Origin of the sequence: Pseudomonas sp. AKS31 (genome assembly GCF_023634765.1) — a bacterium.
Taxonomy (GTDB): Bacteria; Pseudomonadota; Gammaproteobacteria; order Pseudomonadales; family Pseudomonadaceae; genus Aquipseudomonas.
Genome location: NZ_JAMLFX010000001.1, coordinates 789,733 through 814,681, shown reverse-complemented (window position 1 = coordinate 814,681; position 24,949 = coordinate 789,733). Strand labels below are relative to the sequence as shown.

Below are 24,949 nucleotides of genomic sequence, written 5' to 3'. Positions count from 1 at the left end.
CTGCTTGCCTTCCCCCTTGTAGAGATTTCCATGAAACGTTTCGTTCTGCTCGACACCACCCCGATCCCTGAAAGCGGCGGTGCCCTGTGCCTGTTCGAATATGGCGAGGATTTCGTCATCAAGATCCAGGGCGGCGATGGCGGGCAATTGATGAACACGCGCATGCACGGTTCCGAAGATGCGCTGGCCGAAATTCCGTGCCGCAAGGTCGCTGGCCGGCCGGATTCGCGGGTGCTGATCGGTGGCCTGGGCATGGGCTTCACCCTCGCCTCGGCGCTCAAGCATCTGGGCAAGACCGCTGAAGTGGTGGTCGCGGAACTGGTACCCGGCGTGGTCGAGTGGAACCGTGGCCCGCTTGGGGAAAAGTCCGGCCGCCCGTTGCTTGATCCGCGCACGGTGATCCGTCAGGAAGACGTGGCCAAGGTGCTGCAAAGCGAGCCAAACGGCTTCGACGCGATCATGCTCGACGTCGACAACGGCCCCGAAGGCCTGACGCAGAAGGCCAACAGCTGGCTGTACTCCGCCGCTGGTCTGAATGCCTGTGCCAAGGCCCTGCGTCCCAAAGGCGTGCTCGCCGTGTGGTCGGCCAGTGCTGACCGGCAGTTCTCCGACAAATTGAAGAAGGCCGGTTTCAAGGCAGAAGAAGTCCAGGTCTTCGCCCACGGCAACAAGGGCACGCGCCACACGATCTGGATTGCCGAGAAGCTCAAAGGCTGAGCTAAACTCTGCCCATAACCGTCATCAGTCTTTTACAAAGGTGAACCCATGAGTTCGTCCACCCCAACCAATACGTCGAAGCTGGATCGCATCCTCGCCGACAACCAGCGCGACAAGGAAATGGGCTACCGCGACAAGGCCCTGAAAATGTACCCGCACGTCTGTGGCCGCTGCACCCGGGAATTTTCCGGCAAGCGTCTGAGCGAACTGACCGTGCACCACCGCGACCACAACCACGACAACAACCCGCAAGACGGCTCGAACTGGGAATTGTTGTGCCTGTATTGCCACGACAACGAACACTCGCGCTACACCGATCAGCAGTATTTCAGCGAAGGCTCGCTGAGCACGCCGAAGATCGCCAAGGCCACGCACAACCCGTTTGCCGCATTGGCCGGGTTGATGAAAAAAGAAGATTAAAAGCAAAAGATCGCAGCCTTCGGCAGCTCCTACAGGGTGTACGCCATCCAACTGTAGGAGCTGCCGAAGGCTGCGATCTTTTGATCTTATCCCCGTATAATCGCGCTCTTTTTCCCGAAGGCACCCCGCTCGTGGCAGACAAACGGTACAGCTGCATTGGTTTGTATAACCCCAAATCACCGGAAAACGTCGGTTCGGTGATGCGCGCCGCAGGCTGCTATGGCGTGGCCTCGGTGTTCTACACCGGCAAGCGATATGAACGCGCCGCCGACTTCGTCACTGACACCAAACGCGTGCACTACGACATCCCGCTGATCGGCATCGATGATCTGAAAAAGATCCTCCCGCTCAACTGCGTGCCCGTCGCTGTGGAGCTGGTCGAGGGCGCCCGACCGCTGCCGGAATACACTCACCCGGATCGCGCCCTGTACATCTTCGGCCCGGAAGACGGTTCGCTCGATAAAGAGATCCGCGACTGGTGCGAAGACGTCGTGTACATCCCGACCACCGGCTGCATGAACCTCGCCGCCACGGTCAACGTCGTGCTCTACGACCGCATGGCAAAGGGCTTGAACACCCGCTCCGGGCCGAAATTCCGCTGAAGCGTCGCACATCCGATGGAACGAGCTGACCGCTCTGGCAGTCAGCTTGTTTATCCATTATTCATTGCCTGGAGAAAGATCATGACCGAACTCAAACGTGTCGAACGTATCGAATCCACCCCGTTCCAGAGCCGTTCCGAGCAGAACGTCGAAGGCTGGGAGCGCATTGGCTCATTGGCCGGTGGCGTGATCATGGTCGGCAAAGGCCTACGCCGTGGCGGTGTGTTCGGATTGATTCAGGTGGCGATTGGCGGTGTGGCCATGGCGCGCGGGATTACCGGGCACAGCTCGGTGAAGAGCCTGATCGAGAAGAGCCGTCAGGACATGAACAATGTGCGGGCGAAAATCGAGCGGGCCGGGGAAGAACTGAGCAAGCTCAAGGCCAATGCCGAGGCGGCGACCAGCACCGCTACCGTGACCGGCAATGATTCAGTGAAATCGCCGAAAGCCGGGGTTTGATAGCTTAAAAGCAAAAGATCGCAGCCTTCGGCAGCTCCTACAGGGAAAACGCATTCCACAGGTAGGAGCTGCCGAAGGCTGCGATCTTTTGATCTTTACTGTAGCAACGCGGTATCAAGGACTTTCGAGGACTCGCCCAGCACGCTCTCGGCCAGTTGCACAAACGCCTTGGTGCTCACCGTCCCCAAATGCATCGCCCCGCGCAACACATCATCCAGCGAGCGCTTGTTGCGCGTCTTCAGGCGAATCTCGCCATCCAGTTCCTGCAACACCACCACCGCTTTCGCCACTTGCGCCGGGCTGATCTGCTCGCCGCGCAACGTCGTGACCTTCTGGCCATCCCTGGCCAGTTTCGCCTGTAACGCCTGATAACGGTCATCGCTCATGCCGCCGGCACGGCGCACCAGTTCAATGGCGTAATACTCGGCAAAACCCTCACTGATCCAGTCGCTGCGCTGCTCGTCGTTGATCCGCCCGAACACCTGCGCCAGCTCACGCACCAAAGCGCTGCTGCCACTTTCGCTGACCAGCGGCAATCGCGTGTTCACGTAGATGGATTCATGGGCACCGAGGCTGCCGCGCCACATCGGGTCATTGGCGCCGACGACCAACAGTTTCGCGGGATGGCGTGGATAAACCGCCTGCACCTGCGGCCAGACGAATGTCAGCAGGGTCAGCACGTCCATCCGGCGCATGCCCTGCCCTTGCGGCGAGGCCACGGTGACTTCGGTTTCGCCCAGGCGCGTACGGCGGCTACCGAGGTGGCCAGCGAGCATCCACCCGGTCGGACGGTCGAACAGGCGTGACGGGTTGTCGATACGAAATTTGTTTTTGCCGATACGTGGCCAGGCGGTTTCGATGCTTTTCCAGCCATCGGGCAATTCGAATTGCAGGCGCGCGACCAGTTCGGTGCCGTCTTGCTGATCGAGTTTGGCTGGCGGCACCAGTTCATCGCCACGCATCAACGCCCAGTTCGGGGTCATGCGGGTGTCGAAACTGCCGTTCTTGCGCCCGTGGCTGATGCGCACACGGTAAGTCAGGCTGGCCTTGTCACTGGTCGGGCGCCAGACGCCCCGTGCGTTTTTGCCCGGGGTCAGCAGCCATTGGCCGTCAGCCTTGAAATCGCTGTAATGGCTGCCGTCGCCAAGGTCGAAATCGAGACTGCGCACCGCCTCGCCTTTGGCCAGGGTCAGGCGCACCTCGGCCTGATCGCTTTGCGGCAACAGGCGCACGTGATAATCCAGATCGACTTTCTTCGCCGCCCACACCGGGGCGCTCAGCGCCAGCAGCGCCATCATCAACGCTCGCTGCAGTCCGACAGCCATACACACTCCTTGGTAAAGCTTGAATCAGCAGGTATTCAGCCCGCGCGGAAAATCAGGTGATCTTCCCAGTCATCCTCCGGCACGCTGCCCTCGGCGAGCATGCGCCCGGATTGTGAGATCCGCTCATGGTGCACCGCATCGCGATCGCCACACACCAGGTGGTGCCACAACGGCAGATCCTTGCCTTCGCTGACCAGTCGATACCCGCAGGTCGGCGGCAGCCATTTGAACTCTTCGGCCTGACCCGGGGTGAGCTGGATGCAGTCAGGGACAAACTTGATGCGGTTCGGGTAATCGCTGCACTGGCAGGTTTTCAAGTCCAGCAGTTTGCAGGCGATGCGCGTGTAATAAACGCTGTTGTCCTCTTCATCCTCGAGCTTTTGCAGGCAGCACAGACCACAGCCATCGCACAGCGATTCCCATTCCTCGTGATCGAGTTGATCGAGGGTTTTGCGTTTCCAGAACGGTTCGACTTTGGCGGCCATGGCTCAAGCATCAACATCAGGTGGTGAAAAGGCCGCCAGTCTAGTGCCCAAGGCCTTGCGGGCCAAGCGCTGGCGACCGCCGGTTGCGCAGGACTTGTCAGTTTTTGTGGCGGCGCGTAGCTTTGCCAGTCGCAAGGAGCCTTGCCCGCAAGCCATTAACGCTCGACCGCGTTGCATTGTGGTGAACCCTCAGGCTCGGAAAACCCCATCGTTCAGCGCAACTGATCCCGCCGGGTTTTCATTCAAATCCCTGACTCAAACGTAGCAAGGAATCTCTTGATGAGTGCCAACCCTCGCGTTGCCGATTACGCCATTCACCCGCAATTCACCGACCGCTGGTCGCCGCGCGCCTTTACCGGCGAAGCGATCCCGGAAGAAACCCTGCTGAGCTTCTTTGAAGCGGCACGCTGGGCGCCCTCGGCGTACAACTCGCAGCCTTGGCGTTTCCTTTATGCGCGTCGCGATACGCCGAACTGGGAGCGCTACTTGGGTCTGCTCAACGAATTCAACCGGAGCTGGGCGCAGCATGCCTCGGCGCTGGTGATCGTGATGTCGAAAACCACCTTCACCGCACCGGGCGCCAGCGAAGAAACGCCGGCGCTGTGGCACACCTTCGACACCGGTTCGGCGTGGGGCCACCTGGCGCTGCAAGCGAGCATCAGTGGCTGGCACACCCACGGCATGGCCGGGTTCGATCAGGAGCTGACGCGCAAGGAGCTGAATATTCCGGAAGGTTATGCGCTGCACGCGGCGGTTGCCGTTGGCAAACTGGGTGACAAGGCAACGTTGGCTGAATACCTGCAGGCCCGTGAAGAGCCGAGCCCGCGTCGTCCGCTGAGCGAGCTGGCGGCTGAAGGCGACTTCACCCTCTAAGCCACACCGCAAATGATCGTTCCCACGCTCCGCGTGGGAATGACTCAAGGGACGCTCCGCGTTCCAATGGGACGCAGAGCGTCCCCGGCTGCATTCCCACGCGGAGCGTGGGAACGATCTGAAGCAAGGAGATCAATACCCGCGACTGAAATCCACTTCCCCGCGCAACGCTTCACCCGCCTGATACGCCTTCAGGTTCTCGACAAACAGCTGCACCATCAACGCCGGTGACGTCGGTGCCGAGCTATGCCCGGTCAGCAGCAAGCCCCACGCCGTCCAGAATGGATGGCGCTGCGGCAGGGGCTCCTGACGGCAAACGTCGATCACCGCGCCTGCCAGATGACCTTCCTTCAATGCTTCCACCAGATCGGCATCGACCACCGCGACACCGCGCCCGGCATTGATGAACAACCCAGTCGGCTTGAATTGCTTGAACAGCGCCGCGTCGTAGATATCGTGGGTGTGTTCGGTGTTCGGCAGCAGATTGACCACGTAATCCACCTCGCCCACCAGTCGCGGCAGGTCAGCCATCGAGCCGACTTCGACAAACGGCGCCTGCTCACGGGCGCTGCTGGCAATACCGTACAGCTCGATGCCGAACGGCAGCAGGAACTGCGCCACGCTCTGGCCGATGTCGCCAGTGCCGACGATCAGCACTTTGCGCCCGACCAGGCTCTGGCCGCTGCGGTTGTCCCATTTGCGTTCGACCTGGCTGACCAGTCGCGCCAGCACTTCACGCTCATGGCCGAGGATGTAGGTCAGCACGTACTCGGCCATCACCTGACCGAAAATCCCCACCGCGCGGGTCAAGCGGTAATCGCGGCGCAAGCCGTCAGCGAGCAACGGCGTGATACCGGCCCAGGTCGATTGCAGCCATTGTGGTTGATGGCCCTGACGCAACAGGGTCGCCAGCAAGTCCGGTTGTCCCAGCCACACCGGGCAATCGGCGGCCTGACGGGCCAGCTCCGCGGAGTCACCGCTGGTCAGTACTTCAAGCTCGGGTGCTGCCTGACGCAGCAGCCGGGCGTATATCGCGTGGTCGTGTTCGGCAATCAGAACGCGCATCTTCAAACCTTTCGCAAACCGTGCAGACGGCCGCCGGATTCGGCTGGCCATCGCGGTAAAAACAGTTCCAGGGTAAACCGAGACTCAGAACAGAGCCTCGCAGATCAGACCGGGTCGTTGCGTCGCAGCAACTCTTCTGGCAAGTGCTCGATGTACTCGTCCTCGGCCGGCGGCATTTGCAGGTGGTAGCCCTGCTTGTCGAGGTTTTCCAGGACCACGACGATGTCCTCGCTGGCCAGTTTGCGCTCGGGTGAGAGCACCAGGTCGAAGGCATGCTTCGGTTTGCCGAACGCCAGCATCAGCGCTTCCGGCACACGCTCCAGCGCATCGCTTTTGAGCACATAAAGGTACATGCCGCTGCGCTTGGTGCTTTGGTAAATGGAACAAATACGTTTCAAGGCTGTTCTCCGGCGGTGGCCAGGCTGTCGAGCAGTTTCTGACCCATGAGTTCGCGGCGCCAGCCACGCAACGACTCAGGCAATTGGTAAGGACCCTCGGGAAAGCCGCTTTTGACCAGGGCTTCGAGGGTTTTCTTGCGCAGCATCAGTTCCGGGGCAATGCCCAGACGCTCGGCCTCAGCCTGGCCCAATGCGCGCAGTTGTTTGATCAATGCTGCGGCTTCGATCGGCAAGGGCTCCGGTACGGCGGGCGGCCATTGATCAGGCCCCACACTGCCAGAGCGCTTGATCAGATCAAGCAGAAATTGGCCGTCCTGACGCACGGTACGCGGGTGCATGTCTTCGATCTTGCCCAACGCCGCGAGGTTGTCCGGTTGTGTGCGGGCCAGCGGCCACAGCGAATGCTCGCGGACGATGCGGTTACGCGGCAGATCGCGGGCGCGGGCTTCCTTTTCCCGCCAGGCGCACAGCTCACGCAGAACCGCCAGTTGCGCACGGGAGAGTTTCCACGCCAGTTTGGCCTCGCGATAGACCTCGTACGGGTCGGTTTCACGGCGCAGGTTGGCGACCAGTTCAGCGCCGTCCTCCAGCACCCAGGCGAATTTGTCGTCAGACAGTTTCGGCCGCAGCTGTACGAAAACCTCCGCCAGATGCACGGCATCTTCGGCGGCGTAGCTGATTTGCGTGTCGGACAGCGGACGCTGCAACCAGTCGGAACGGGTCTCGCCCTTCGGCAGTTCGATGCCCAGCACTTCCTGCACCAGCCGCGAATAGCCCATCGAGAACCCGAGGTTCAGGTAAGCGGCGGCCAGTTGCGTGTCGAACATCGGCGCCGGCAGGCTGCCGGTCAGGCGCAACAGCACTTCGAGGTCTTCGCTGCAGGCGTGCAGGACCTTGAGCACCGCCGGGTTCTCCAGCAGCGCAGCCAGCGGTTGCCAGGCATTGATGGTCAGCGGATCGATCAGGTAGGCGCGCTTGCCGTCGCCCACCTGCAACAGGCCGGCAATCGGGTAGAAGGTGTCGACCCGCATGAATTCGGTGTCGAGGGCAACGAACGGCAGCTGCTGCCACTCGGCGCAAAACTGCGCGAGGCTTTCGTTGTCGCGAATCCAGTGAATATCGATGGCCACACGGCTCTCCCTTGAAGAATGGCGCGCAGTATATATCGCCACTGGCGATTTACGCGCCTGCGAAGGGCAAGAGCTGTAACGAAATGTCCTGCCCAAGGGAAAGAATAGTCTGACAGAGGATAAGGACAGCTCCGTCGCGTCAGAACGACGGAGCCGATTGGCCTCAGTCCTTGGCGAGCACGCCGTCGATCACCGCACCACGGCAACCGGCAAACATGTCCAGACCCGGCTGATAGACCTTGCTCTTGACCTCGAGCAGGCCAAGCATCGAGTGGAACAGGTTGTCCTGGCTCAGCGGTTTGTCGCGGCTCATTTGCAGGCAATGCGTGTCGACCGAATAAGCCTTCTGATAGTTATCGGAGAACCACGCCAGCATCGCTACATGCTTTTGTTGTTCAGGCGCCAGCATGTAAGGCGTGCCATGCAGGAACAAGTTGTACTCGCCCAGCGACTCGCCGTGGTCCGACAGATACAACATGGCGGTATCGACTTTGTCCTGATTGCTGCGCAATAGATCGATCAGGCTCGACAGCACATGGTCGGTATACACCAGCGTGTTGTCGTAACCGTTGACGATACTTTCACGGCTGCAATTGTTCAGCGCATTACTTTCACACACCGGGGTGAAGTGTTCGTATTCCTTCGGATAACGCTTGAAGTATTCAGGGCCGTGACTGCCCATCTGGTGCAGGACCAGCACGGTGTCCTTGTCCAGATGATCGATGAAGCTTTGCAGGCCTTGCAGGAGAATCTCGTCGCGGCACTCGCTGTTGGCACACAGCGCCGGGTCTTTCAGGTTGCTGACATCTTGCAGGGTGACTCGATCGCAAGTGCCTTTGCAGCCGGACTGGTTGTCGCGCCAGATCACGTCGATACCGGCACGCTTGAGTACATCGAGCAGACCTTCCTCATTCTTCGCCTTACTGGCGTCGTAATCCTTGCGGCCCATGTTGGAGAACATGCACGGCACCGATACCGCCGTTTCCGTCCCGCAGGAATGCACGTCAGTAAAAGCGATCAGCCCGGCTTCCTTATCAAGTGTCGGCGTGGTGTCACGGTGGTAACCGAGGATGCCGAAGTTCTCCGCCCGGGCACTTTCACCCACCACCAGCACAGTCAGGGATTTACGCGGTTGAAATTTAAAATCCGGGTTGCGCTCGGCGTCCTCGCCGATCTTGATGAAAGGCTGCCGCGCCGAGACCACTTGCTCACGTAGATAACCCGCCGAAGCGCCGATGTAATTGCTGGGCACCAGCATCAGGCGAATTTCGTGGTGATTGCGAAACAGCGAAGACAAGCCCTGATAGTTGGCCAGTGCCACCCCGCCAATCACCGCCGCCGAGGCGACACTGACTATAACTTTGCTGAACAACTCACGGTGCCAGCGACGATAGTTGACTGGAACTTTCCATAACAACCAGGATGGCAAAACACCGAGCAGCAGAATATAAGCAACCAACTTCAACGAGAGCAGATCGCGCACTTCCGTTGCATTGGTTTCGGCAAAGTTGCGAAACATGCCGGCGTCAATCATGACGCCATATTGGCTCATGAAGTAAGCCACACCGGCGCTGATCAGAAATATCAGGGTCAGCAGTGGTTTGAGCAACGGGCGGAAAGCCAAAAGCGTCAGCACGAAGTTGAATGCCGCGAGGATCATCACCCCGAACGCCACGCGCATGGCGATGCCCTTGCCATCGGCAGCGGTGATCTCGAACAGGTGCTGCCAGAGGACAACATTGCAGCCGATTAAAAGAAAGGCACTGGCAATCAACGTCACCCATTCCGGGCGCACGGCTTTTAACTTCAACATAGAAGGGGCGATTCCTGAAAAGAAGAGCCTCGGCCAATGAGCGAATATTCAATTGTGAAAATTTCATTAACTTAGGCACGACAAACTTTAAGCAGGCAACCATCAATTTTTTGTGAAAAAGACGCCAACGATTAGTTGGCTTTCGGCAATGCGATGAAACTTGCGAAGTATTTGAGAATGGTTCAGGTTCTATTCAGCAGACAATGCGCCCTCTGTAGGAGCTGCCGCAGGCTGCGATCTTTGATCTTGATCTTTAAAGCCAGATCAAAAGATCGCAGCCTCGTTGCACTCGACAGCTCCTACAGGGATCGGTATTTGATTTTTAAAAAGGGCTGTGGATTTTCTGGTTTGCCCGACACAAGCGGTTCCGCGCTTAATCATCTGCCCCGCTCAAAGGTCTGATGATGGAAAACGTCCGCGCCACCGCTCGCCCCGCTGCCTGGTTGATGCTCGCGATCATGCTCGTCGCCCTCAATCTGCGTCCGTCGATGGCGGCCGTCGGCCCGTTACTGTCGGCCATTCGCGCTGACATCCCGCTGAGTTTCAGCGTCGCGTCGCTGCTGACCATGCTGCCGGTGATGGCCATGGGGCTGGCGATGTTTTTCGGCATTGGCATCAGTCAGCGGCTGGGCGAACAACGGACGGTGTGGCTGTCCTTGCTGATCATTGGCCTGGCGACGTTGTCACGGCTGTTTATCGAGTCGGCGCCCCTGTTAATCGTTAGCGCGGTGCTGGCCGGCCTCGGCATTGCGTTGATTCAGGCGTTGATGCCGGCGCTGATCAAATCGCGCTTCGCCGACAATGTCGCGCTGTGCATGGGTTTATATGTCACTTCGATCATGGCTGGCGCGGCTATTGCGGCCTCGTTCGCACCGCTGGTGATGGTGCAAACCGGGAGCTGGCGCAGCGGTTTGGCGATCTGGGCGATCCTGGCATTCATCGCGCTGTTGTTCTGTAGGTCGCAACGCCGCCAGCAGTCCTCCACGGTGACGGCGACAATCGGAAAAGATTCGTTCTTCAGCCATTCCCGTGCCTGGTTGCTGGCCATCTTCTTTGGCCTGGGAACAGCGTCCTACACCTGCGTGCTGGCCTGGCTCGCGCCGTATTACGTGGAAAAAGGCTGGAGCGAACAAAACGCCGGGCTGCTGTTAGGCTTTCTGACGGCCATGGAAGTGATTTCCGGTCTGGTGGTTCCTGCTATCGCCAATCGCAGCCGGGACCGGCGCGTGATTCTGATGACGTTATTGGCGCTGATCATCGCCGGGTTTTGCGGCCTGATTGTCAGCCCGCAACAATTCAGCCTGCTGTGGCCATGCCTGTTGGGTTTGGGTATTGGCGGTTTGTTTCCGATGAGCCTGATCGTCTCGCTTGATCACCTCGACAACCCGCAACGCGCCGGTGGCCTGACCGCCTTCGTGCAAGGTATCGGCTACCTGATTGCTGGCCTCTCTCCGCTGCTGGCAGGAATGATCCGCGATCAACTCGGTAGCTTCGAATGGGCGTGGTGGTCGTTGACCGCAGTAATGGTGATGATGCTGCTGATGGTGTGGCGCTTCGATCCCCGGCATTACGCAAGGCACTTTTCCTGATCGGGCTAAAGGCCTCTGGCCATCTTTGTGCGGTTTGACCCGTGACGTCGTGTTAGTAAAAGTTTCTGTCCCACAACTGACTGTGAAACGTCCTACAGGGCTTTGTCCTGGCACCATCGTTCCGTTAGGATCATTCGCACACGTTTGCGCGGATTCAGCGCAAGGAGCACAGCGGGACGGAACGGATGCTGAACAGTAACTTGCTTCGAAAGCTCGACATGCAGGATCTCATGGTGTTTATCGCTGTTTATGAGCAGAGCAGCGTCACCGATGTGTCGGAAACCCTGTTCGTCAGCCAGTCAACGGTCAGTTACTGTTTGAAAAAACTGCGCACCAGTTTCGAAGACGAACTGTTTATCAACACCCGCACCGGCATGCGTCCGACCTACAAGGCCAGCACCATGTACGGCCATGTGCAGAAGATCCTCGAAAGCATCAACCTCTGCCACGCCGGTGCCCCCACGTTCGACCCGACCCGACAAGCCGTCACCTTCAACATCTGCGCCCCGGAATACTTCGAGCAACTGATCCTGCCGCGTCTGTTGAAGCGTTTCGATTTCGACGATTTGCCGGTGATGGTCAACATGCACAAATTCGAGACCGATGTCCCGGCGGATGAGCTGCGCGATGGCAGCCTCGATCTGGTGATCAGCTTCGGCCCCAACTTCCACCGTCATCACGCTGACCTGAAATCACAAATGCTGCTGGAGGACGATCTGGTCTGCGTCTTCGACAAACGTGCCACGCCACTGGAGCCGCGCCTGAGCCTGCAGGCTTTTACCGAACGCCGGCACGTGTTCCCGACGCCATGGACGTCGACCACCAACATGGTCGATGGCTGGCTGGCGCGGCAGGCGCAGAAGCGTCAGATCGTCGCGCGCTCGAACAGCTACAGCGCGGCATTGAAAATGATCACGGGGACCGACTTCATCCTCACCCTGCCCCGCCGCATCCAGCGCTTGCTGACCAACGAGGCCGTGTTCAATCACTGCGAGGCGCCAAACGGCCTGCCGGGCTTCACCCTCGACATGCAGTGGAGCCAGAGCGTTGATCAGGACAGCGCCAACCTCTGGTTGCGCGAGCAGGTGGTCAAGGTGTGCGGCGAACTCGAAGCAGCCTGATTCCTACACGCCAATGGCGGTTTTGCTGTAGGACTCACGGTCCATGTCGACCAGTTCGACACACAACTGCACCTCGACACCGGCCGGCCATTCGCACAGGTCCTGCAAGACTGCCAACAGGCTTTCTGACAATTGCTTCTTGACCTGCGGTGAACGCCCGCTGAGCAGCGCCAGCTTCACATAGACGAAGGCGCGCTCGGCCATCGCGGTGCCGACCTTGAAGGTCTCGACTTTCACCGCACGGCTCTTGATATCGAACTCCGCCGCGAACTGACCGGAGCCCACCAAGGTGTTGTTGAACCGCATCAACGCGACGTCGGCGTTCAACTGCGGCAGGTTGGCGGTGTATTCCATGTGCAGGTGTGGCATTGCAGGTCCCCGGTGGTTGGCAGAAAGGTCGTACGTATAGCACATGCAGCTCATCACTAATCCCTGTAGGAGCTGTCGAGTGAAACGAGGCTGCGATCTTTTGATCTTGGGATTTGAAGATCAAAAGATCGCAGCGTGCCGCAGCTCCTGCAGGGAAGTGTTGTAGCTCAGGATAGCGTCAGTGGCCGTTCGCTCATGAACTGCTCCAGCCTGGAACGCAACCAGCGCTCCGCCGGATCGCTGTCCACATGACTGAGCCAGACCATCGACAGGTCCAGCGTCGGCGTCTTGAACGGAAACGGTTCCTTGAACAGTAACCCGGAGGCCGCCATGGCGGCGGCGGTGTAATCCGGCAGACTGGCGATCAGGTCGGTGCCGGCCAGCAGTGCCGGCAACGCGCTGTATTGCGGCACCGACAGCACCACCTGACGGGTACGACCCAGCTCTGCCAGCCACTCATCCGCAAACCCACTGACGTTGGCCGTGTGCGAAACCAGTACGTGGGGGCGCGCGCAATATTCATCCAGCGTCAGCGGTGTATCGCTGGCGTCGGCGCGCAGGATGCTGGGCTGGATGTGCCGCAGCAGTTTGCGCTTGGCATTGGCCGGCAAGCCACGGGTCTGGCTGATGCCAACCGTGATATCACCCGCCGCGAGCAGATCGGGAATGCGCCAGTAATCGACGTGTTGCACCACGAACACCACGTTCGGCGCTTCCTGACGCAGCACACGCAACAGCGGCGGCAGCAGGCCGAACTCGACGTCATCGGACAGACCGATGCGAAACGTCATGGTGCTCACGGCCGGGTCGAAATCACGGGTCAGGCTCAGTGCAACCGACAGTGAATCCAGCGCAGGCTTGAGATGGCGGAAAATATCCTCGGCACGAGCCGTCGGTTCCATGCGGTGGCCGACGCGGATAAACAGTGGATCGTTGAGCATGGTGCGCAAGCGATTGAGCGCCGAGCTGATGGTCGGCTGGCCGAGAAACAACTTCTCGGCCGCCCGGGTCACGTTGCGTTCGAGCATCAAGGTCTCGAACACCACCATCAGGTTGATGTCGGCCTTGCGAAGTTCATTGCGGTTCATCCATTGCCCCCTGCCCCCCGGAATACCGGCAGTGTAGAAAGGCTAAGGCCCCGCCGTCCATCGCCACGCTGCGTCAGTTCACCGTCAGGCGCTTCAAGCCCAGTCCCATGATTCGCGAATCGTCATTGATGCCCAATTGTTCAGGGCTGACGGCGTCGGGCAATTGCAGCTCGATCGTCAGGCGATCATTGTCAGCCAGATGCTGACGGATCGCAGGACTGATCGGGATCTCCAGATGATTATCCTCAAGTTGTACCAGCCGCGTGCTCAGCACCTGCTCGCCATTCAAACTGACAATCACTCGCTGCGCCGGGTGTTGCGGCAAAACGAATGCCATGACCTCCAGCGCAATCGAGCGCGCCTCGGGTGTCACCCGCAAGTCGAGTTGCGCCTGCAGCCCCGTCGACCATGTTCCCCAGTTTTCCGGGATGGACCAACCACTGGTCAACTGCCGGGCGGCGTAGTTGAAGATCAGCGCCTGACCGGGACGCATCAACGCCAGCGATGACATCTGCCGCCCTTCATCCGGCATGCTCAGGCACCGCGAGCAACGCTTCCAGCCCGGCGCCAGCACCACCAGACCATCCACTCTGGTCAGCAGATCCGTTTCACTGTTGATGCTTTTGGCGGCATCGGCCAGTACGGAATCGTCGAGGATGTACAACGAGTCGGCATCGTATTGACCCGACTCAAGCATGCGCTGCGTTTTCTGCCGAGCCTGATCCAGTGCTTTGGCACTCATGCGTCCCAGATAAACAGCGTCGGTTTTCAGGCCATGGGTCGCGGCGAAACCGGCAATCACCTGCCAGCGTTCGGACTGATTCTGCGGCATCAGACTGCGCACCTTCGAGTAATGCGCCGCTGCACTCGCCCAGAACGGATCGCGCATCGGCGTTGGCCATTCTGCGGAGGGCGTCATCATCTTGCTGTTGCGCAAGCCCATCCAGCCGTTGCGCGTGTCGATGACCTGTATCGTCAACGCCACCGCGAGCAGCGCGACGACGATGCGCGGGCGGTAACCGCGCACCAGCAGGAAGATCACCATCAGGACGAGCGCGTACAACACCGGCCAGAACATCCGCCCCGAGGCGCGAAAAATATTGGCCAGTTTGAGGGCGATTTTCGGCAGCGGGTAGCTGAACGTGTGCGCACCGACACCGATCTGGTTCGATAGCGCGAACAGCCACAAACCGATCAGCGCCAGCAACAGCCAAGGACGAACGCGAAGCTCATCCTTCAGCGGCTGGCGATTTCTCAGAAAGGCAATCAGCGCCAACGGCACCAGCAACAGCACGCCGAGGCCCGGGTAGTTGAAGCCTTCGTAATCGCCGCTGGCTTTCGGCAGATCCGGCAAAATGAACGACCAGCCCGCCGGGTCGATGGGCGACAGCAGGTTCATCCGGTACAAACCGAAACCGCCGGACTGCGCGCCGTCGGCAATCGCGAAGTAACCGGCCTGCCAGCAACACACACTCACCACGGCAAACAGCAACAGGCCTTCCAGCAGCCCCTGACGCCGAGTCAATTGTTGGCTGAAGGTCTTGCCAAGCAGATCCGCCACCCAGATCAACGCCACCATCGCCAGCAGGTACGCATGCACCATCGCCGTCACCGCCAGCAGCGCGCCCCAGGCCAGACGACGTCGAGACAGGTTCGGCAACAACGCCAGGTACAGCGCTGCCAGAATCAGAAAATGCCCGGACAGGGAAAGGTGTCCGCCCATGCGCAGGAACATCGGCGGTGAAACCACCAGCAAACCGGTGCCCAGCAAGCGAATCAGCGGATTGCCCGTCATCAACCCCAGCAGTTTCCAGGCGAACCAGGCTTGCAGCACAAAACACGCCAGTAGCCACAGACCGAAATACTGGAAGGTCGCCGGCAACCAGGCATTGAACGGTTTGAACAGCAGCGCCAGCAGCGGATTGGAGTCGGAAAAAATGATCGAACTGCCCAGTTCCAGACCATAGGACGGGTTGAGTCCGAGCGGAAAGGTCCAGGGTGAATGGCGAAAATACTCCCAGCCCAGATAATGCGTCGCCGGATCACCCTGCTCCAGCCAGGCAATGTTTTGCGGATCCAGCGCTTGCGGCCCGATCACACAGAAAAATGCCAGTACGCCGAGCAGTAAAGGCAACAGGCCCAGCGCCGGATGGTTTCCTGAAGCCTTCATCGATACGTCCAGAAGTTGTGCAAGACAAAGGTGAACGCGGGAATCGTCAGTGCTACTGCAACGATGCCCAGTAGATAGTGCAGCCCGGCAGCCTGCGCGGCCCAGGCAACGAACATCGCGAGGAAAAAGCCGCCCATGGACACCAACAGAAAACGCACCAGGGTTCGTCCGTGCAAGCGGGCAGAAAAACTCCAGGTGGTGTTGATTACATAGGAAACCACCGTCGCCACGGCAAACGCCACGCCATTGGCCAGTGGCGGTTGCGCAGCAATGAAATTGATGAACAACACCGCCACCAACGCATGCAGCGCAGTGACGAACAATCCGGTCACGGCAAAGCGTAAACCCCGCTGAATCAATGCGTTTTTTTGCGTCGAGGTCACGGTTTGCGCGCCAGCACGAACACACTCAACCCGGCCAGACGGTTCATGCTCATCAACGGCAGTTCGAGGCGGCATAAAGTATTGAGGACGCCGTTCACCAGCGGATGATGACGCTTGAGCTGCGAGCGCGGCGCCTGGGCTTGCGCGCCCTGCGGCAGCAGGCGCAACGCCGCCGCGATCGGAAACACCGCGCCGAAATAATAGGCTCCGCGCTGCACCGTCAGACCGGCATCCCGCGCCAGGGTTTCGAACTGCGCCAGGGTGTAACGGCGCTTGTGCTCAAGAAAGTCATCGTGGCCACTCCACAAGAACTGGAATGCCGGCACCGTCATCAGAAACCGGCTGCCCGATGGCACTTTGTCGACATACATCTTGAGCAGGCCGAGGTCATCATCGACATGCTCCAGCACGTCCATCAACAGCACCAGATCGGCCTCGATGCTTTCAATCCCGCGCCGGTAGTGCACCGGTTTGCCGGCGGTGGTTGCACTGGAGTCGGCCGGATAGCTGATATCCACGCACCACGCTTCGCGGGCATCGGTATGCGTCAGCAAGTGGTGGGAGAAAAACCCTGAACCGGCGCCGACATCGAGGATTCGGCTGATGGGCGCATCCCCCAGCATACGCTTTGTGGCCGCAGCCTTTGAACGGTAATACCAATGCTCGTTGATGCTGTCGCCGAGGATGTCGGTTTCCTTGAGATCCATGTATCAGTCCTTGGGGTCGTAGACGCGACGCACCAGAAAAACCGGCCGGCGTTTGGATTCAATATACGTGCGGCCCAGGTACTCACCGAGCACCCCGATGCCAATCAATTGCAGCCCGCCGAGAAAGGTCACGGCCACCATCAGCGAGGCATAACCGGGCATGTCGATACCGTGAATCAGCGTGCGTAGGACAATGAATATGGCGAAGGCAAATGACACCAATGACACCAACGCGCCGACATACGTCCAGATCCGCAACGGTTCAGTGCTGAAACTGGTGATGCCTTCCAGCGCGAAGTTCCACAGGCGCCAGCCATTGAACTTGCTCTGTCCCGCGACGCGCTCCGGGCGCTCGTAATCGACGTGGGTGGTGCGAAAGCCGACCCAGGCGAACAGGCCTTTCATGAAGCGCCGGGACTCCGGCAGGGTCAGCAAGGCATCAACCACGCAGCGATCCATCAGACGAAAATCGCCGACATTCTCGGGCAAAGGCTGTTCAGCGATCTTGTTGTGCAGGCGATAGAACCAGTGCGCCGATGTCTGTTTGGCCCAGGTATCGCTGCGACGGCTGATGCGGTGACCGAGCACCACTTCAAAGCCTTCTCGCCAGCGCTCGATCATCTGCACAATGACCTCGGGCGGGTCCTGTAGATCAGCGTCGATCGGCACCACGATCTGCCCGGTCGCAATCTGCAAACCGGCGGACAATGCTGCTTCCTTGCCGAAGTTGCGGCTCAGGTCGACGATACGCAGGCGCGCATCATGCCGCTGCTGTTCGAGCAGACGTTCGAGCGTGGCATCGGTGCTGCCGTCGTTGACGAATACCAGCTCAAGATCGATCAACGCTTGCGCCTGAAAGACCTCATTGATGCGCCGCAGAAACGTGTCGAGACTGTCCTCCTCATTAAAAACGGGGACCACCAGCGATAACGTCACCTGCCCGGCCTGTTGCGTTCCGTGCTCAGTCAAAGGAGTGCTCTTCTTATAGTGATTGTCGGTCGTCGAACGATATTCGACGCCATGAGCCGTCCCGTATTAAGCAGTAGCGTCGGCGGCGTTGCAAGGGTCTAACGGCGTCATATTGGCCAATCCGCAGGCCTATTGCTGCGCTCTAGCTCGCGGCCTTCAGAAACATCCGCGAACGATTGGAAACAAATGTCCGATGGCCAAAAAAACCGTCTGCGCTAGGCTTGCGACCATGCGCCACACAGGCTGTCGCACTAACGAATCGCATGGAGCGAAGTGAATGTATTTCGAGATTTACAGGCAATCCAGAGGCACCCCGAGCACCGGCAAAGGACAATGGCGCTGGAGATTGCGGGCGGGTAACCACGAGACCATCGCCAGTGGCGAGTCGTATGTGAACAAGGCGGATTGTCTGCACGTGATCGGGTTGATCAAGGCTGTTCATGGGGAGACGCCGGTCAAGGAGATTTAGCCGCTCGGCAAGACAGTGCGGAAATGGAAAAGCCCCACAGCTTCAAGGCTGTGAGGCTTTTTTTCGGGCCGGCATCAAAAGACCAGAAAGCGCGCAGGCTTCTTGTTCAGTCCGCCAGCCAGGCGTTTCGCCACGCCAACAGATGTTCGTCCTTGAGCATCCAGTTCTCAAGCACAACGCTGCGCAGAGCCTCTCCAGCCTTGGCGCTGGCATCGGGTTCAGCAAGGTGTTCGCGTATGGCAGCAATCCAGTCTTGCGATCTGTTCCTGACCCTCGTCACCGGGAAATCACCACGATAACAAGGGATGTCCGAGCAGATCACGGGGAAACCACAGGCGCCATATTCCAACAAGCGCAGATTGCTTTTGCAGGCGTTGAAAAAGTTGTCTTTCAGAGGTGCCAAAGCCAGGTCCAGGTTCAGGCTGGCCAGTCTTTGCGGGTATTTTTCGATACTCACCCCCCTATGGAACTCATGAACATGGGGACGCAGTGCCGGTGGGCACATCCCCATGAACACCCATTCAACTTCCCCTGCCAGCGCACGAACCACTTCGGCAATGACTTGCAGGTCGGCGCTGTGACTCGAGCCGCCGGCCCAGCCGACTCGAGGCTTGCGGCCCTGCTGGCGATGGCTGGTCAGGCCGCTCCACCAATGGCTCGGCAGACGGTTTTCCACGACCCGAATGTCGGCGTTGAACCCCTTGAGCGCATTGGCCAGCGGCTCGGTCGATACCACCAACCGGTCGCACAGCCCTGCGGCTTTCTTCAAGCGTTTGGTGATGTCTTTGGGCAGCAATTCGTGGCTCAAATTGCCAGCAGGCACGTCAAGGATATAGTCATCCAGCTCGTAGACCTTGAAGGCCCTGGAAAACGCCTTGGTGGCCTGCATGTATTCCAGATGCGGCGTGGTGTGTTGCCCCTGGAAAATGATCGAGTCCGGCGCCATGCGCTCCAGTGCTGTCGGTTGAAGTCCCTCGTCGCTCACCGCGCCGCCGATCAACTGTGCGGCTTTCAGGGCCGCGAAAGGCTGACGCACGCGGTAATGTCCGCTGCCGAAAGAGTCGAGGGGGTGGCACAACACGTGAGGCAACTCACGACTGGCAAACGGGTGCCAGTCAGTATCGGTGCGGTATTTGGAGGAGAAACCACTGCCCTCCAGGGTCAGGTTGCGGTTATAGGCCGGATCATTGGCGATCTGTGCAAGCCAACGCTGGTACATCATCGACTGTTCGCGCTGGAAGCGTTTGCGCTTGGCTTCCTCCTTGGTGGTGTCGACGTTGTTCTGGCTCACGCTGGCTTCGTGAACGAGCACCGCGTATGGCGTCCAGACAATCAACCGCCCAGCCTGGCCGACTTTCAGGCACAGATCCACATCGTTAAAGGAAACGGCCAGGCCGACCTCGTCCATTCCACCCACTTGCTGGTACAGCTCGGTGCTGATCATCAGGCAGGCGGCGGTGACCGCGCTGTAGTTCTGATCAAGATGCAAGCGGTGAAGGTAGCCGTTGGACTGCATTGAATCACCGATAAACGGGTGGTCTGCAACCCCACGCAACCCGAGTACCACGCCAGCATGCTGAACCGTCCCGTCGAGGAATAACAGTTTGGCGCCCACTATTCCCACTTCTGGCCGCTGGGCGTGATGGAGCATCGCACCAAGCCAGTCGCCATCAATGACTACCGTGTCATTGTTGAGCAGCACCAGGTAATCGCCACGGGCATGGCTGGCGGCAAAATTATTGATCGCCGAATAGTTGAACGGGTGCGGATAACGCAGGATGCGCACTTTGGGATTGTTCAACTGCTCCATGCCGTTGAACCAGTCCCGTGCTTCGACGGTTTCGCTGTTGTTGTCGACGATGATCAGTTCGTAATTCGTATAGCTGGTTTTCTCCATGACGCTTTCGATGCAGCGCAGTAGCATCGGCAGGCAGTCCTTGGTGGGAATAAGGATAGAGACCAGCGGCTGTTCCGCATGTTGGTAGACCACGCGGTTAGCCATTGGCAAAGGTCCGGGCTGCAGCTCATGCGCCACGCCCAGGCGCTGCAAGTGCGCGCCGACGATAGCCGCCGAATTCGCGATGACCTGGGGTTCACCGAGCCACTGGGGGAAATTGATTGCCTGGTGCACCAGCACATCCGCGAGGTGCCCGACAGTACCCAGACCGTGAGTTTCAATCAGCCGAAAAAGCAAATCATGGGGCGCCAGTTCGCTGAAGGCGGGATCAAAGCCGTCGGCAGATAACGCGGCTTCGCGACTGAAAGCCAGTGCGCGGCCGACATAGGGATAACTGCGCAACATATCCAGATTCAAATCCGGCTTGAATACCGGACTCCGACAGCCTTCAGCAGTCAGTGAGTCTTCATCGCTGTAGCAGGCGCTGACACCGGGATTGAGGGCGATGCCTTCGGCGAGCAAAAGCAGTGCGTGGGGATCCAGTTCGTCTCCGCCACGCAACAGGTACCACCAGTCAACGTCGATCTCCTGCAACAGTTCATTAAGCTGGCTCGGCCAGGATTCGGCCAACGGCAGCCAGACCAGATTATCGGCCGGCGTCACGCCTACAGGTTCAGCATTGGAGAGCACCACGATGGCCGCCGCCCGATAAAGCTGGCGGTCGATGCTTTCCAGGCTGGAACGCAACAGTCCGATATCCCCCGTAGTATCGGTCAACACCAACAACACATCCGGTTGCCGCGGCCAGCTCGCCAGTCGCGCGGGTAGACCCTCGACCTCGACGGCGGCCAGTTGCCGGCTCGCAAGCCAGCGGTGGTAAAGGTCGATATTGCGCTGCTGGCGACCAACATTCGCCAGAACGCCGAAAAAACGCTCTAAGGTGTGGGCCAGGGTGCCGTCGAGCTGGCCATTTTCAGCTTCGAAATCGCTACCCGCGAGTTGCATCCGTTCCAGAGGCGCAAACACTTCAATGCGCGCAAAGAACATGGTGCCGGCAAAATAATCCGCGTCGTTGATGCCTTGCGGATCAATGCCGCCACGCTCGGCCAGGGTGACAAGCAACGCGCGATTGCTTTCGCTGAGGAATCGGGTGACGGGCACCAGGTATCGCTGAGGCCCCAGCATCGGCACATGCACCGGATCGGCAAGGTGTTCCAGCGCTCGACTGAAGCGTACCGGGCCCAGCAGATCATCGAATAGTTCAACGCCCCAATCGATCTCCCCGCCCAAGTGCAGCGAACGCTTGGTGTGCAGCTTGACCAGCATGCGGATGTTATCGGCACGCAAGAGCGGCAGCATCCGCAGAAACGGCAAAACGTCCCTGCCGTGATTCGGCACCCGGTATAGCGAATAACTCAATCCACTGGCCGTCAGCTGAGTACGGATCTCATCTTCACGTCCGGCTACGCAGGTTACGTAGAGATGCAGACGTTCGGACAGTTTAATCAAACGGCCCAGAATATCTTTCAGCACTTCGGGGTAATACGCATGGATAACCACGCCGACTGGCGGCTCGCCATCCTCGAACGCTGGCGGCTGCGCAACCAGCACTTCGCACTCTTCGACGCGGGGAGCAGCGCTGCCGCCTGACTTGACGGACTGACGTTCAGAAACGCGGTGAGCACCTTGGGCTGATGGTGGAATTTTCATATTCAAACCAATTCAAATAGGGAGCGAGGCTGGAACTCGCTGGATGCGCCTTTCACGGCCGAGGCGAGCAAGTATCCACTTTAGTGAAAGCGATGGCCTCATGGCTGGGCAGAGGATAAACGACGACAGGTGTGATTTGGCGGCTGATAGCTGGCCAATAAAGACAGCCCCCTACTCTGAGAACGCGACTTTAAAGGGGTCGGTGAGTCCTGTGAGCATTGTGTCTCTAATGTCGGCCGAGGCTGTGTTTACTTAAATTGCCTCTCTGCCGATGAGCTCACCGCGCACGACGCGCTTCAGCGCTATCGCCACGAATACTGGATTCGCAGAAACGAAAAAGCCCCGTAGATTTTCATCTACGGGGCTTTTTCCATGTTATGGCGGAGAGATAGGGATTCGAACCCTAGGTACCGGTGAAGGTACAACGGATTTCGAATCCGTCCCATTCGGCCACTCTGGCATCTCTCCAACGGCGCGCATCATAACAACACTTTTACCGAAAGCAAACCCTCTTTCGAAAATTTCTTCGTGCTATCAGATGCTTGCGTCGATTAAAGCGGTACGCCCAGACGATTGGCGACTTCTTCGTAGGCTTCGATGACGTCACCGAGGCCCTGACGGAAGCGGTCCTTGTCCATCTTCTTCTTGGTGTCCTTGTCCCACAGACGGCAGCCGTCCGGGCTGAACTCGTCACCGAGGACGATGGAGCCGTCGCTGAACACGCCAAATTCGAGCTTGAAGTCGACCAGCAGCAGGCCTGCGTCGTCGAACAGTTTGGTCAGCACTTCGTTGACCTTGAGCGACAATTCTTTCATGCGAGCCAGTTGTTCGGCGGTGCCCCAACCGAATGCCACGACGTGGGATTCGTTGATGAACGGGTCGCCCTTGGCGTCGTCCTTCAGGAACAGCTCGAAGGTGTAAGGATTGAGCTTCAGGCCTTCTTCGACGCCCAGACGCTTGACCAGGCTGCCGGCGGCGTAGTTACGCACGACGCACTCGACCGGGATCATGTCGAGTTTCTTCACCAGGCACTCGTTGTCGCCCAGCAGCTTGTCGAATTGGGTCGGTACGCCGGCCGCTTCGAGTTTCTGCATGATGAAGGCGTTGAACTTGTTGTTGACCATGCCTTTGCGGTCGAGCTGCTCGATGCGCTTGCCGTCGAACGCCGAGGTGTCGTTGCGAAACAGCAGGATCAAGCGGTCAGCGTCGTCGGTCTTGTAAACCGATTTGGCTTTGCCGCGGTAGAGTTCTTCACGTTTTTCCATGATGGGCTCCGCTTGCTAAGTAGGTGGGCTAGGCGATGTGGCGCCAGTCGAGCCCTGAATCTTGATCGGCCAGTTGCAGCCAGTCCGGGTCGCACCCGAGGGTGTCGACAAAACATTGCCGGGCCAGCTGCGGCATGTTGTTCTTGCTGCTCAGATGGGCCAGGACCAGGTGTTGCAAGCCCTGCCAGCCCAACTCGGACACCAGGAATGCCGCCTGATGGTTGTTCAAATGTCCCAGCTCGCCGCCCACCCGTTGCTTGAGAAAGTACGGGTAATGACCACGGGCCAGCATGTCGCGGCAATGGTTGGACTCGATCATCAACGCATCGAGGTCCCGATAACCGTCCAGCACCCGCTCGCAGTAGGAACCCAGGTCGGTCAGCAGGCCGAAGCGCCGCTGCTCGTGATCACTGAAGACATACTGTGTCGGTTCCTGCGCATCATGAGCCACGGCAATGACCCCGATGTTCAGTGCTCCGATCTGCAGTTGCTCGCCGCCGGCCAGAAAGCCTGCGGGTTCAATCGGTTTGCGCATCCCGCGCAGTGTGCCGCGACTGAGGTAGACCGGTAGATTGTAGCGCCGAGACAGTAAACCCACGCCATGCACGTGGTCGGCATGTTCGTGGGTTACGAGTATCGCGCTCAGTTGCGCCGGGTTCACACCCAGGCGCAACAGGCGTTTTTCGGTTTCCCGCAGGGAAAAACCACAATCCACCAGCACATACGTATCAGCACTGGCGATCAGCGTGCCGTTCCCTTGGCTACCGCTGCCGAGAACGGCAAAACGCATGGTTGATCAGCCCAGGTTGTCCTGAATCACGCTCAACACTTTGCGTGCCACTTCAGCCGGCGCGACGGTGTTGATGTTTTTCTCGACGGTTACCTGAATGTTCTCGCCAACCTTGCTCAGGCGAACCTGATAACGCTCGGCACGGGCTTCAACTTCTTCCTTGCTTGGCGCACTGCCGAACAGGCTGCTGAAGAAACCAGGCTTGTCGTCTTTCTTCTCGGCTTTTTCAGCCAGGTTGATGTAGTACAGGCCCAGGCTGCGGTTGATGTCTTCAACGCGCCATTCGCCTTGTTCCAGTGCGCGGCCAACGCTCGACCAGGCGCGGTCCAGATCGGTACCGACGTTCAACACCGGGTTGCCGCTGCCGTCTTCACTGAGGCTGACACGGCTCGGGGTATCGAAATCACGCGAGGCCAGCATCGACACCGAACCGCCCTTCTCGGAGATCCGGCTCATGCTCGCGAGCATGTCGTCGACCAGCGCCGCGTCGAGGCCAGTGTTGACCGAACGGTTGGTGAAAGCGACGTCGGCAGTGCTGCCGGCAGGACGCTCGGCGCTGACCACGTAAATTTCACTGGTGTTGCGCTGCACGCCCGGCTCGATACGCACACGCACACGGGTTTCGCTGTCGCTGGCGATACCGGCTGCGCTCAGGCGCTTGGCCATGGCCGCAGACAGTTCGTCGGAATGCTGCCAGGTGGTGGTGAACTCACCGGTCTGCGGGCGCTGTTCATCCAGGCGGAAACCGTTGTCCTGGAAGAATTGCACAGCCACTGGCCAGACTTCGGCCGGCGGATGCTGAGCCACGACCCAACGCGAATCACCGCTCTTCTGCAGCGAATAATCGCTGGCATCGGCAACGGCCGAAAGCGGCTGAGGACGCGGCACAATGTATTCGCCCTTGGCGGTGTCATCAGCGACGTTACGCGGGATCGGCAACAGCGGATCCAGACGCTTGGAGGTGCTGACATCCGGTGGCAGTTGCATCGGTGCAGTCTGTTGCGCTTCCAGGTAATCGCTACCACGGTCACGGAAATAACCTTCCGGGCCCCAGACCCATCCGCAGCCGCTGGTGCTGGAGATAATCAAGGCAAGTGCGGAAAGTCCGGCCATTCGCTTCATGCGTTGTACTTCC

At 59.2% G+C, this 24,949-nt stretch carries 24 protein-coding genes and 1 tRNA gene; 8 read left to right on the top strand and 17 right to left on the bottom strand.

All coding sequences use genetic code 11. From position 1 onward, the window contains the following. The first annotated feature begins 30 nt into the window (after nucleotides 1-30). The 4 genes from M9827_RS03685 (at nucleotide 31) to M9827_RS03670 (ending at nucleotide 2,198) form a co-directional block, all read left to right on the top strand. Nucleotides 31-717, top strand: coding sequence for a spermidine synthase (locus M9827_RS03685; RefSeq protein ID WP_250603557.1), 687 nt, complete (start codon nucleotides 31-33; stop codon nucleotides 715-717). 48 nt (nucleotides 718-765) lie between these two features. After that, a complete protein-coding gene (locus tag M9827_RS03680; protein WP_007911336.1) occupies nucleotides 766-1,137 on the top strand; it encodes a YajD family HNH nuclease in 372 nt (123 codons plus the stop codon). Nucleotides 1,138-1,268: 131 nt separating this feature from the next. Further along, a complete protein-coding gene (locus tag M9827_RS03675; protein ID WP_007911337.1) occupies nucleotides 1,269-1,739 on the top strand; it encodes an RNA methyltransferase in 471 nt (156 codons plus the stop codon). 81 nt (nucleotides 1,740-1,820) lie between these two features. Continuing rightward, on the top strand, nucleotides 1,821-2,198 hold the full coding sequence (locus M9827_RS03670; protein WP_007911338.1) for a YgaP family membrane protein: 378 nt from the start codon (nucleotides 1,821-1,823) through the stop codon (nucleotides 2,196-2,198). Between the two features lie 95 nt (nucleotides 2,199-2,293). Here M9827_RS03670 and M9827_RS03665 read toward each other — a convergent pair whose 3' ends face one another. Both M9827_RS03665 and M9827_RS03660 read right to left on the bottom strand, forming a co-directional pair. Continuing rightward, on the bottom strand, nucleotides 2,294-3,523 hold the full coding sequence (locus M9827_RS03665) for a hypothetical protein (RefSeq protein ID WP_250603555.1): 1,230 nt from the start codon (nucleotides 3,521-3,523) through the stop codon (nucleotides 2,294-2,296). 35 nt (nucleotides 3,524-3,558) lie between these two features. Further along, the gene (locus M9827_RS03660; RefSeq protein ID WP_003222605.1) at nucleotides 3,559-4,008 is read right to left on the bottom strand and encodes a YcgN family cysteine cluster protein; all 450 of its coding nucleotides are present in this window, start codon (nucleotides 4,006-4,008) and stop codon (nucleotides 3,559-3,561) included. Nucleotides 4,009-4,287: 279 nt separating this feature from the next. Between M9827_RS03660 and M9827_RS03655 the strand changes: the two genes are divergently transcribed. Continuing rightward, nucleotides 4,288-4,881, top strand: a complete 594-nt coding sequence (locus M9827_RS03655) for a nitroreductase family protein (RefSeq protein ID WP_250603553.1) — start codon at nucleotides 4,288-4,290, stop codon at nucleotides 4,879-4,881. 132 nt (nucleotides 4,882-5,013) lie between these two features. Here M9827_RS03655 and M9827_RS03650 read toward each other — a convergent pair whose 3' ends face one another. From M9827_RS03650 to M9827_RS03635, 4 genes are all read right to left on the bottom strand, one after another. Then, the gene (locus M9827_RS03650) at nucleotides 5,014-5,946 is read right to left on the bottom strand and encodes a D-2-hydroxyacid dehydrogenase (RefSeq protein WP_194933712.1); all 933 of its coding nucleotides are present in this window, start codon (nucleotides 5,944-5,946) and stop codon (nucleotides 5,014-5,016) included. Between the two features lie 104 nt (nucleotides 5,947-6,050). Then, nucleotides 6,051-6,344, bottom strand: coding sequence for a YcgL domain-containing protein (locus M9827_RS03645; protein WP_250603551.1), 294 nt, complete (start codon nucleotides 6,342-6,344; stop codon nucleotides 6,051-6,053). Then, nucleotides 6,341-7,474: a ribonuclease D gene (gene rnd, locus M9827_RS03640; protein WP_123452454.1), complete on the bottom strand. Its 1,134-nt coding sequence runs from the start codon at nucleotides 7,472-7,474 to the stop codon at nucleotides 6,341-6,343. The genes M9827_RS03645 and rnd overlap by 4 nt, the downstream gene beginning before the upstream one ends. Nucleotides 7,475-7,637: 163 nt before the next feature. Beyond that, nucleotides 7,638-9,287 (bottom strand): phosphoethanolamine transferase, encoded by a 1,650-nt coding sequence (locus M9827_RS03635; RefSeq protein WP_250603549.1) that lies wholly within the window; start codon nucleotides 9,285-9,287, stop codon nucleotides 7,638-7,640. 404 nt (nucleotides 9,288-9,691) lie between these two features. On the opposite strand from M9827_RS03635, the gene M9827_RS03630 reads away from it, so the two are divergent. Both M9827_RS03630 and M9827_RS03625 read left to right on the top strand, forming a co-directional pair. Next, complete coding sequence (locus M9827_RS03630; protein ID WP_250603547.1) at nucleotides 9,692-10,876, top strand: cyanate transporter; 1,185 nt, start codon at nucleotides 9,692-9,694, stop codon at nucleotides 10,874-10,876. A gap of 185 nt (nucleotides 10,877-11,061) precedes the next feature. After that, nucleotides 11,062-11,997, top strand: coding sequence for a LysR family transcriptional regulator (locus M9827_RS03625; RefSeq protein ID WP_250603545.1), 936 nt, complete (start codon nucleotides 11,062-11,064; stop codon nucleotides 11,995-11,997). 3 nt (nucleotides 11,998-12,000) lie between these two features. Here M9827_RS03625 and M9827_RS03620 read toward each other — a convergent pair whose 3' ends face one another. From M9827_RS03620 to M9827_RS03595, 6 genes are all read right to left on the bottom strand, one after another. Next, on the bottom strand, nucleotides 12,001-12,366 hold the full coding sequence (locus M9827_RS03620) for a 5-carboxymethyl-2-hydroxymuconate Delta-isomerase (protein ID WP_250603544.1): 366 nt from the start codon (nucleotides 12,364-12,366) through the stop codon (nucleotides 12,001-12,003). A 167-nt stretch (nucleotides 12,367-12,533) separates the two neighbouring features. After that, nucleotides 12,534-13,454 (bottom strand): LysR substrate-binding domain-containing protein, encoded by a 921-nt coding sequence (locus M9827_RS03615; RefSeq protein WP_250603542.1) that lies wholly within the window; start codon nucleotides 13,452-13,454, stop codon nucleotides 12,534-12,536. Between the two features lie 73 nt (nucleotides 13,455-13,527). Then, entirely contained in the window at nucleotides 13,528-15,624 is a 2,097-nt protein-coding gene (locus M9827_RS03610; RefSeq protein ID WP_250603540.1) for a DUF6311 domain-containing protein, read from the bottom strand. Continuing rightward, nucleotides 15,621-16,007 carry a GtrA family protein gene (locus tag M9827_RS03605; RefSeq protein ID WP_250603538.1) on the bottom strand — a complete coding sequence of 129 codons (387 nt, stop codon included), beginning with the start codon at nucleotides 16,005-16,007 and terminating at the stop codon, nucleotides 15,621-15,623. Before M9827_RS03605 ends, M9827_RS03610 begins: the two co-directional genes overlap by 4 nt. After that, nucleotides 16,004-16,714 (bottom strand): class I SAM-dependent methyltransferase, encoded by a 711-nt coding sequence (locus M9827_RS03600; RefSeq protein ID WP_250603536.1) that lies wholly within the window; start codon nucleotides 16,712-16,714, stop codon nucleotides 16,004-16,006. Before M9827_RS03600 ends, M9827_RS03605 begins: the two co-directional genes overlap by 4 nt. 3 nt (nucleotides 16,715-16,717) lie before the next feature. Next, entirely contained in the window at nucleotides 16,718-17,683 is a 966-nt protein-coding gene (locus tag M9827_RS03595) for a glycosyltransferase family 2 protein (RefSeq protein WP_250603534.1), read from the bottom strand. A 277-nt stretch (nucleotides 17,684-17,960) separates the two neighbouring features. Here M9827_RS03595 and M9827_RS03590 point away from each other — a divergent pair, with 277 nt between their 5' ends. Next, the gene (locus M9827_RS03590) at nucleotides 17,961-18,152 is read left to right on the top strand and encodes a YegP family protein (RefSeq protein WP_250603532.1); all 192 of its coding nucleotides are present in this window, start codon (nucleotides 17,961-17,963) and stop codon (nucleotides 18,150-18,152) included. A 106-nt stretch (nucleotides 18,153-18,258) separates the two neighbouring features. On the opposite strand, the gene M9827_RS03585 is transcribed toward M9827_RS03590, so the two are convergent. The 5 genes from M9827_RS03585 to bamC form a co-directional block, all read right to left on the bottom strand. Next, on the bottom strand, nucleotides 18,259-21,759 hold the full coding sequence (locus M9827_RS03585) for a glycosyltransferase (RefSeq protein ID WP_250603530.1): 3,501 nt from the start codon (nucleotides 21,757-21,759) through the stop codon (nucleotides 18,259-18,261). 378 nt (nucleotides 21,760-22,137) lie between these two features. Then, nucleotides 22,138-22,227: transfer RNA gene (locus M9827_RS03580), tRNA-Ser, on the bottom strand. 83 nt (nucleotides 22,228-22,310) lie between these two features. Then, entirely contained in the window at nucleotides 22,311-23,024 is a 714-nt protein-coding gene (gene purC, locus M9827_RS03575; RefSeq protein WP_250603528.1) for a phosphoribosylaminoimidazolesuccinocarboxamide synthase, read from the bottom strand. Between the two features lie 28 nt (nucleotides 23,025-23,052). Next, a complete protein-coding gene (locus M9827_RS03570) occupies nucleotides 23,053-23,814 on the bottom strand; it encodes an MBL fold metallo-hydrolase (protein WP_129390454.1) in 762 nt (253 codons plus the stop codon). A 6-nt stretch (nucleotides 23,815-23,820) separates the two neighbouring features. Continuing rightward, nucleotides 23,821-24,936 (bottom strand): NlpB/DapX family lipoprotein, encoded by a 1,116-nt coding sequence (gene bamC, locus M9827_RS03565; protein ID WP_250603526.1) that lies wholly within the window; start codon nucleotides 24,934-24,936, stop codon nucleotides 23,821-23,823. Nucleotides 24,937-24,949: the final 13 nt, after the last annotated feature.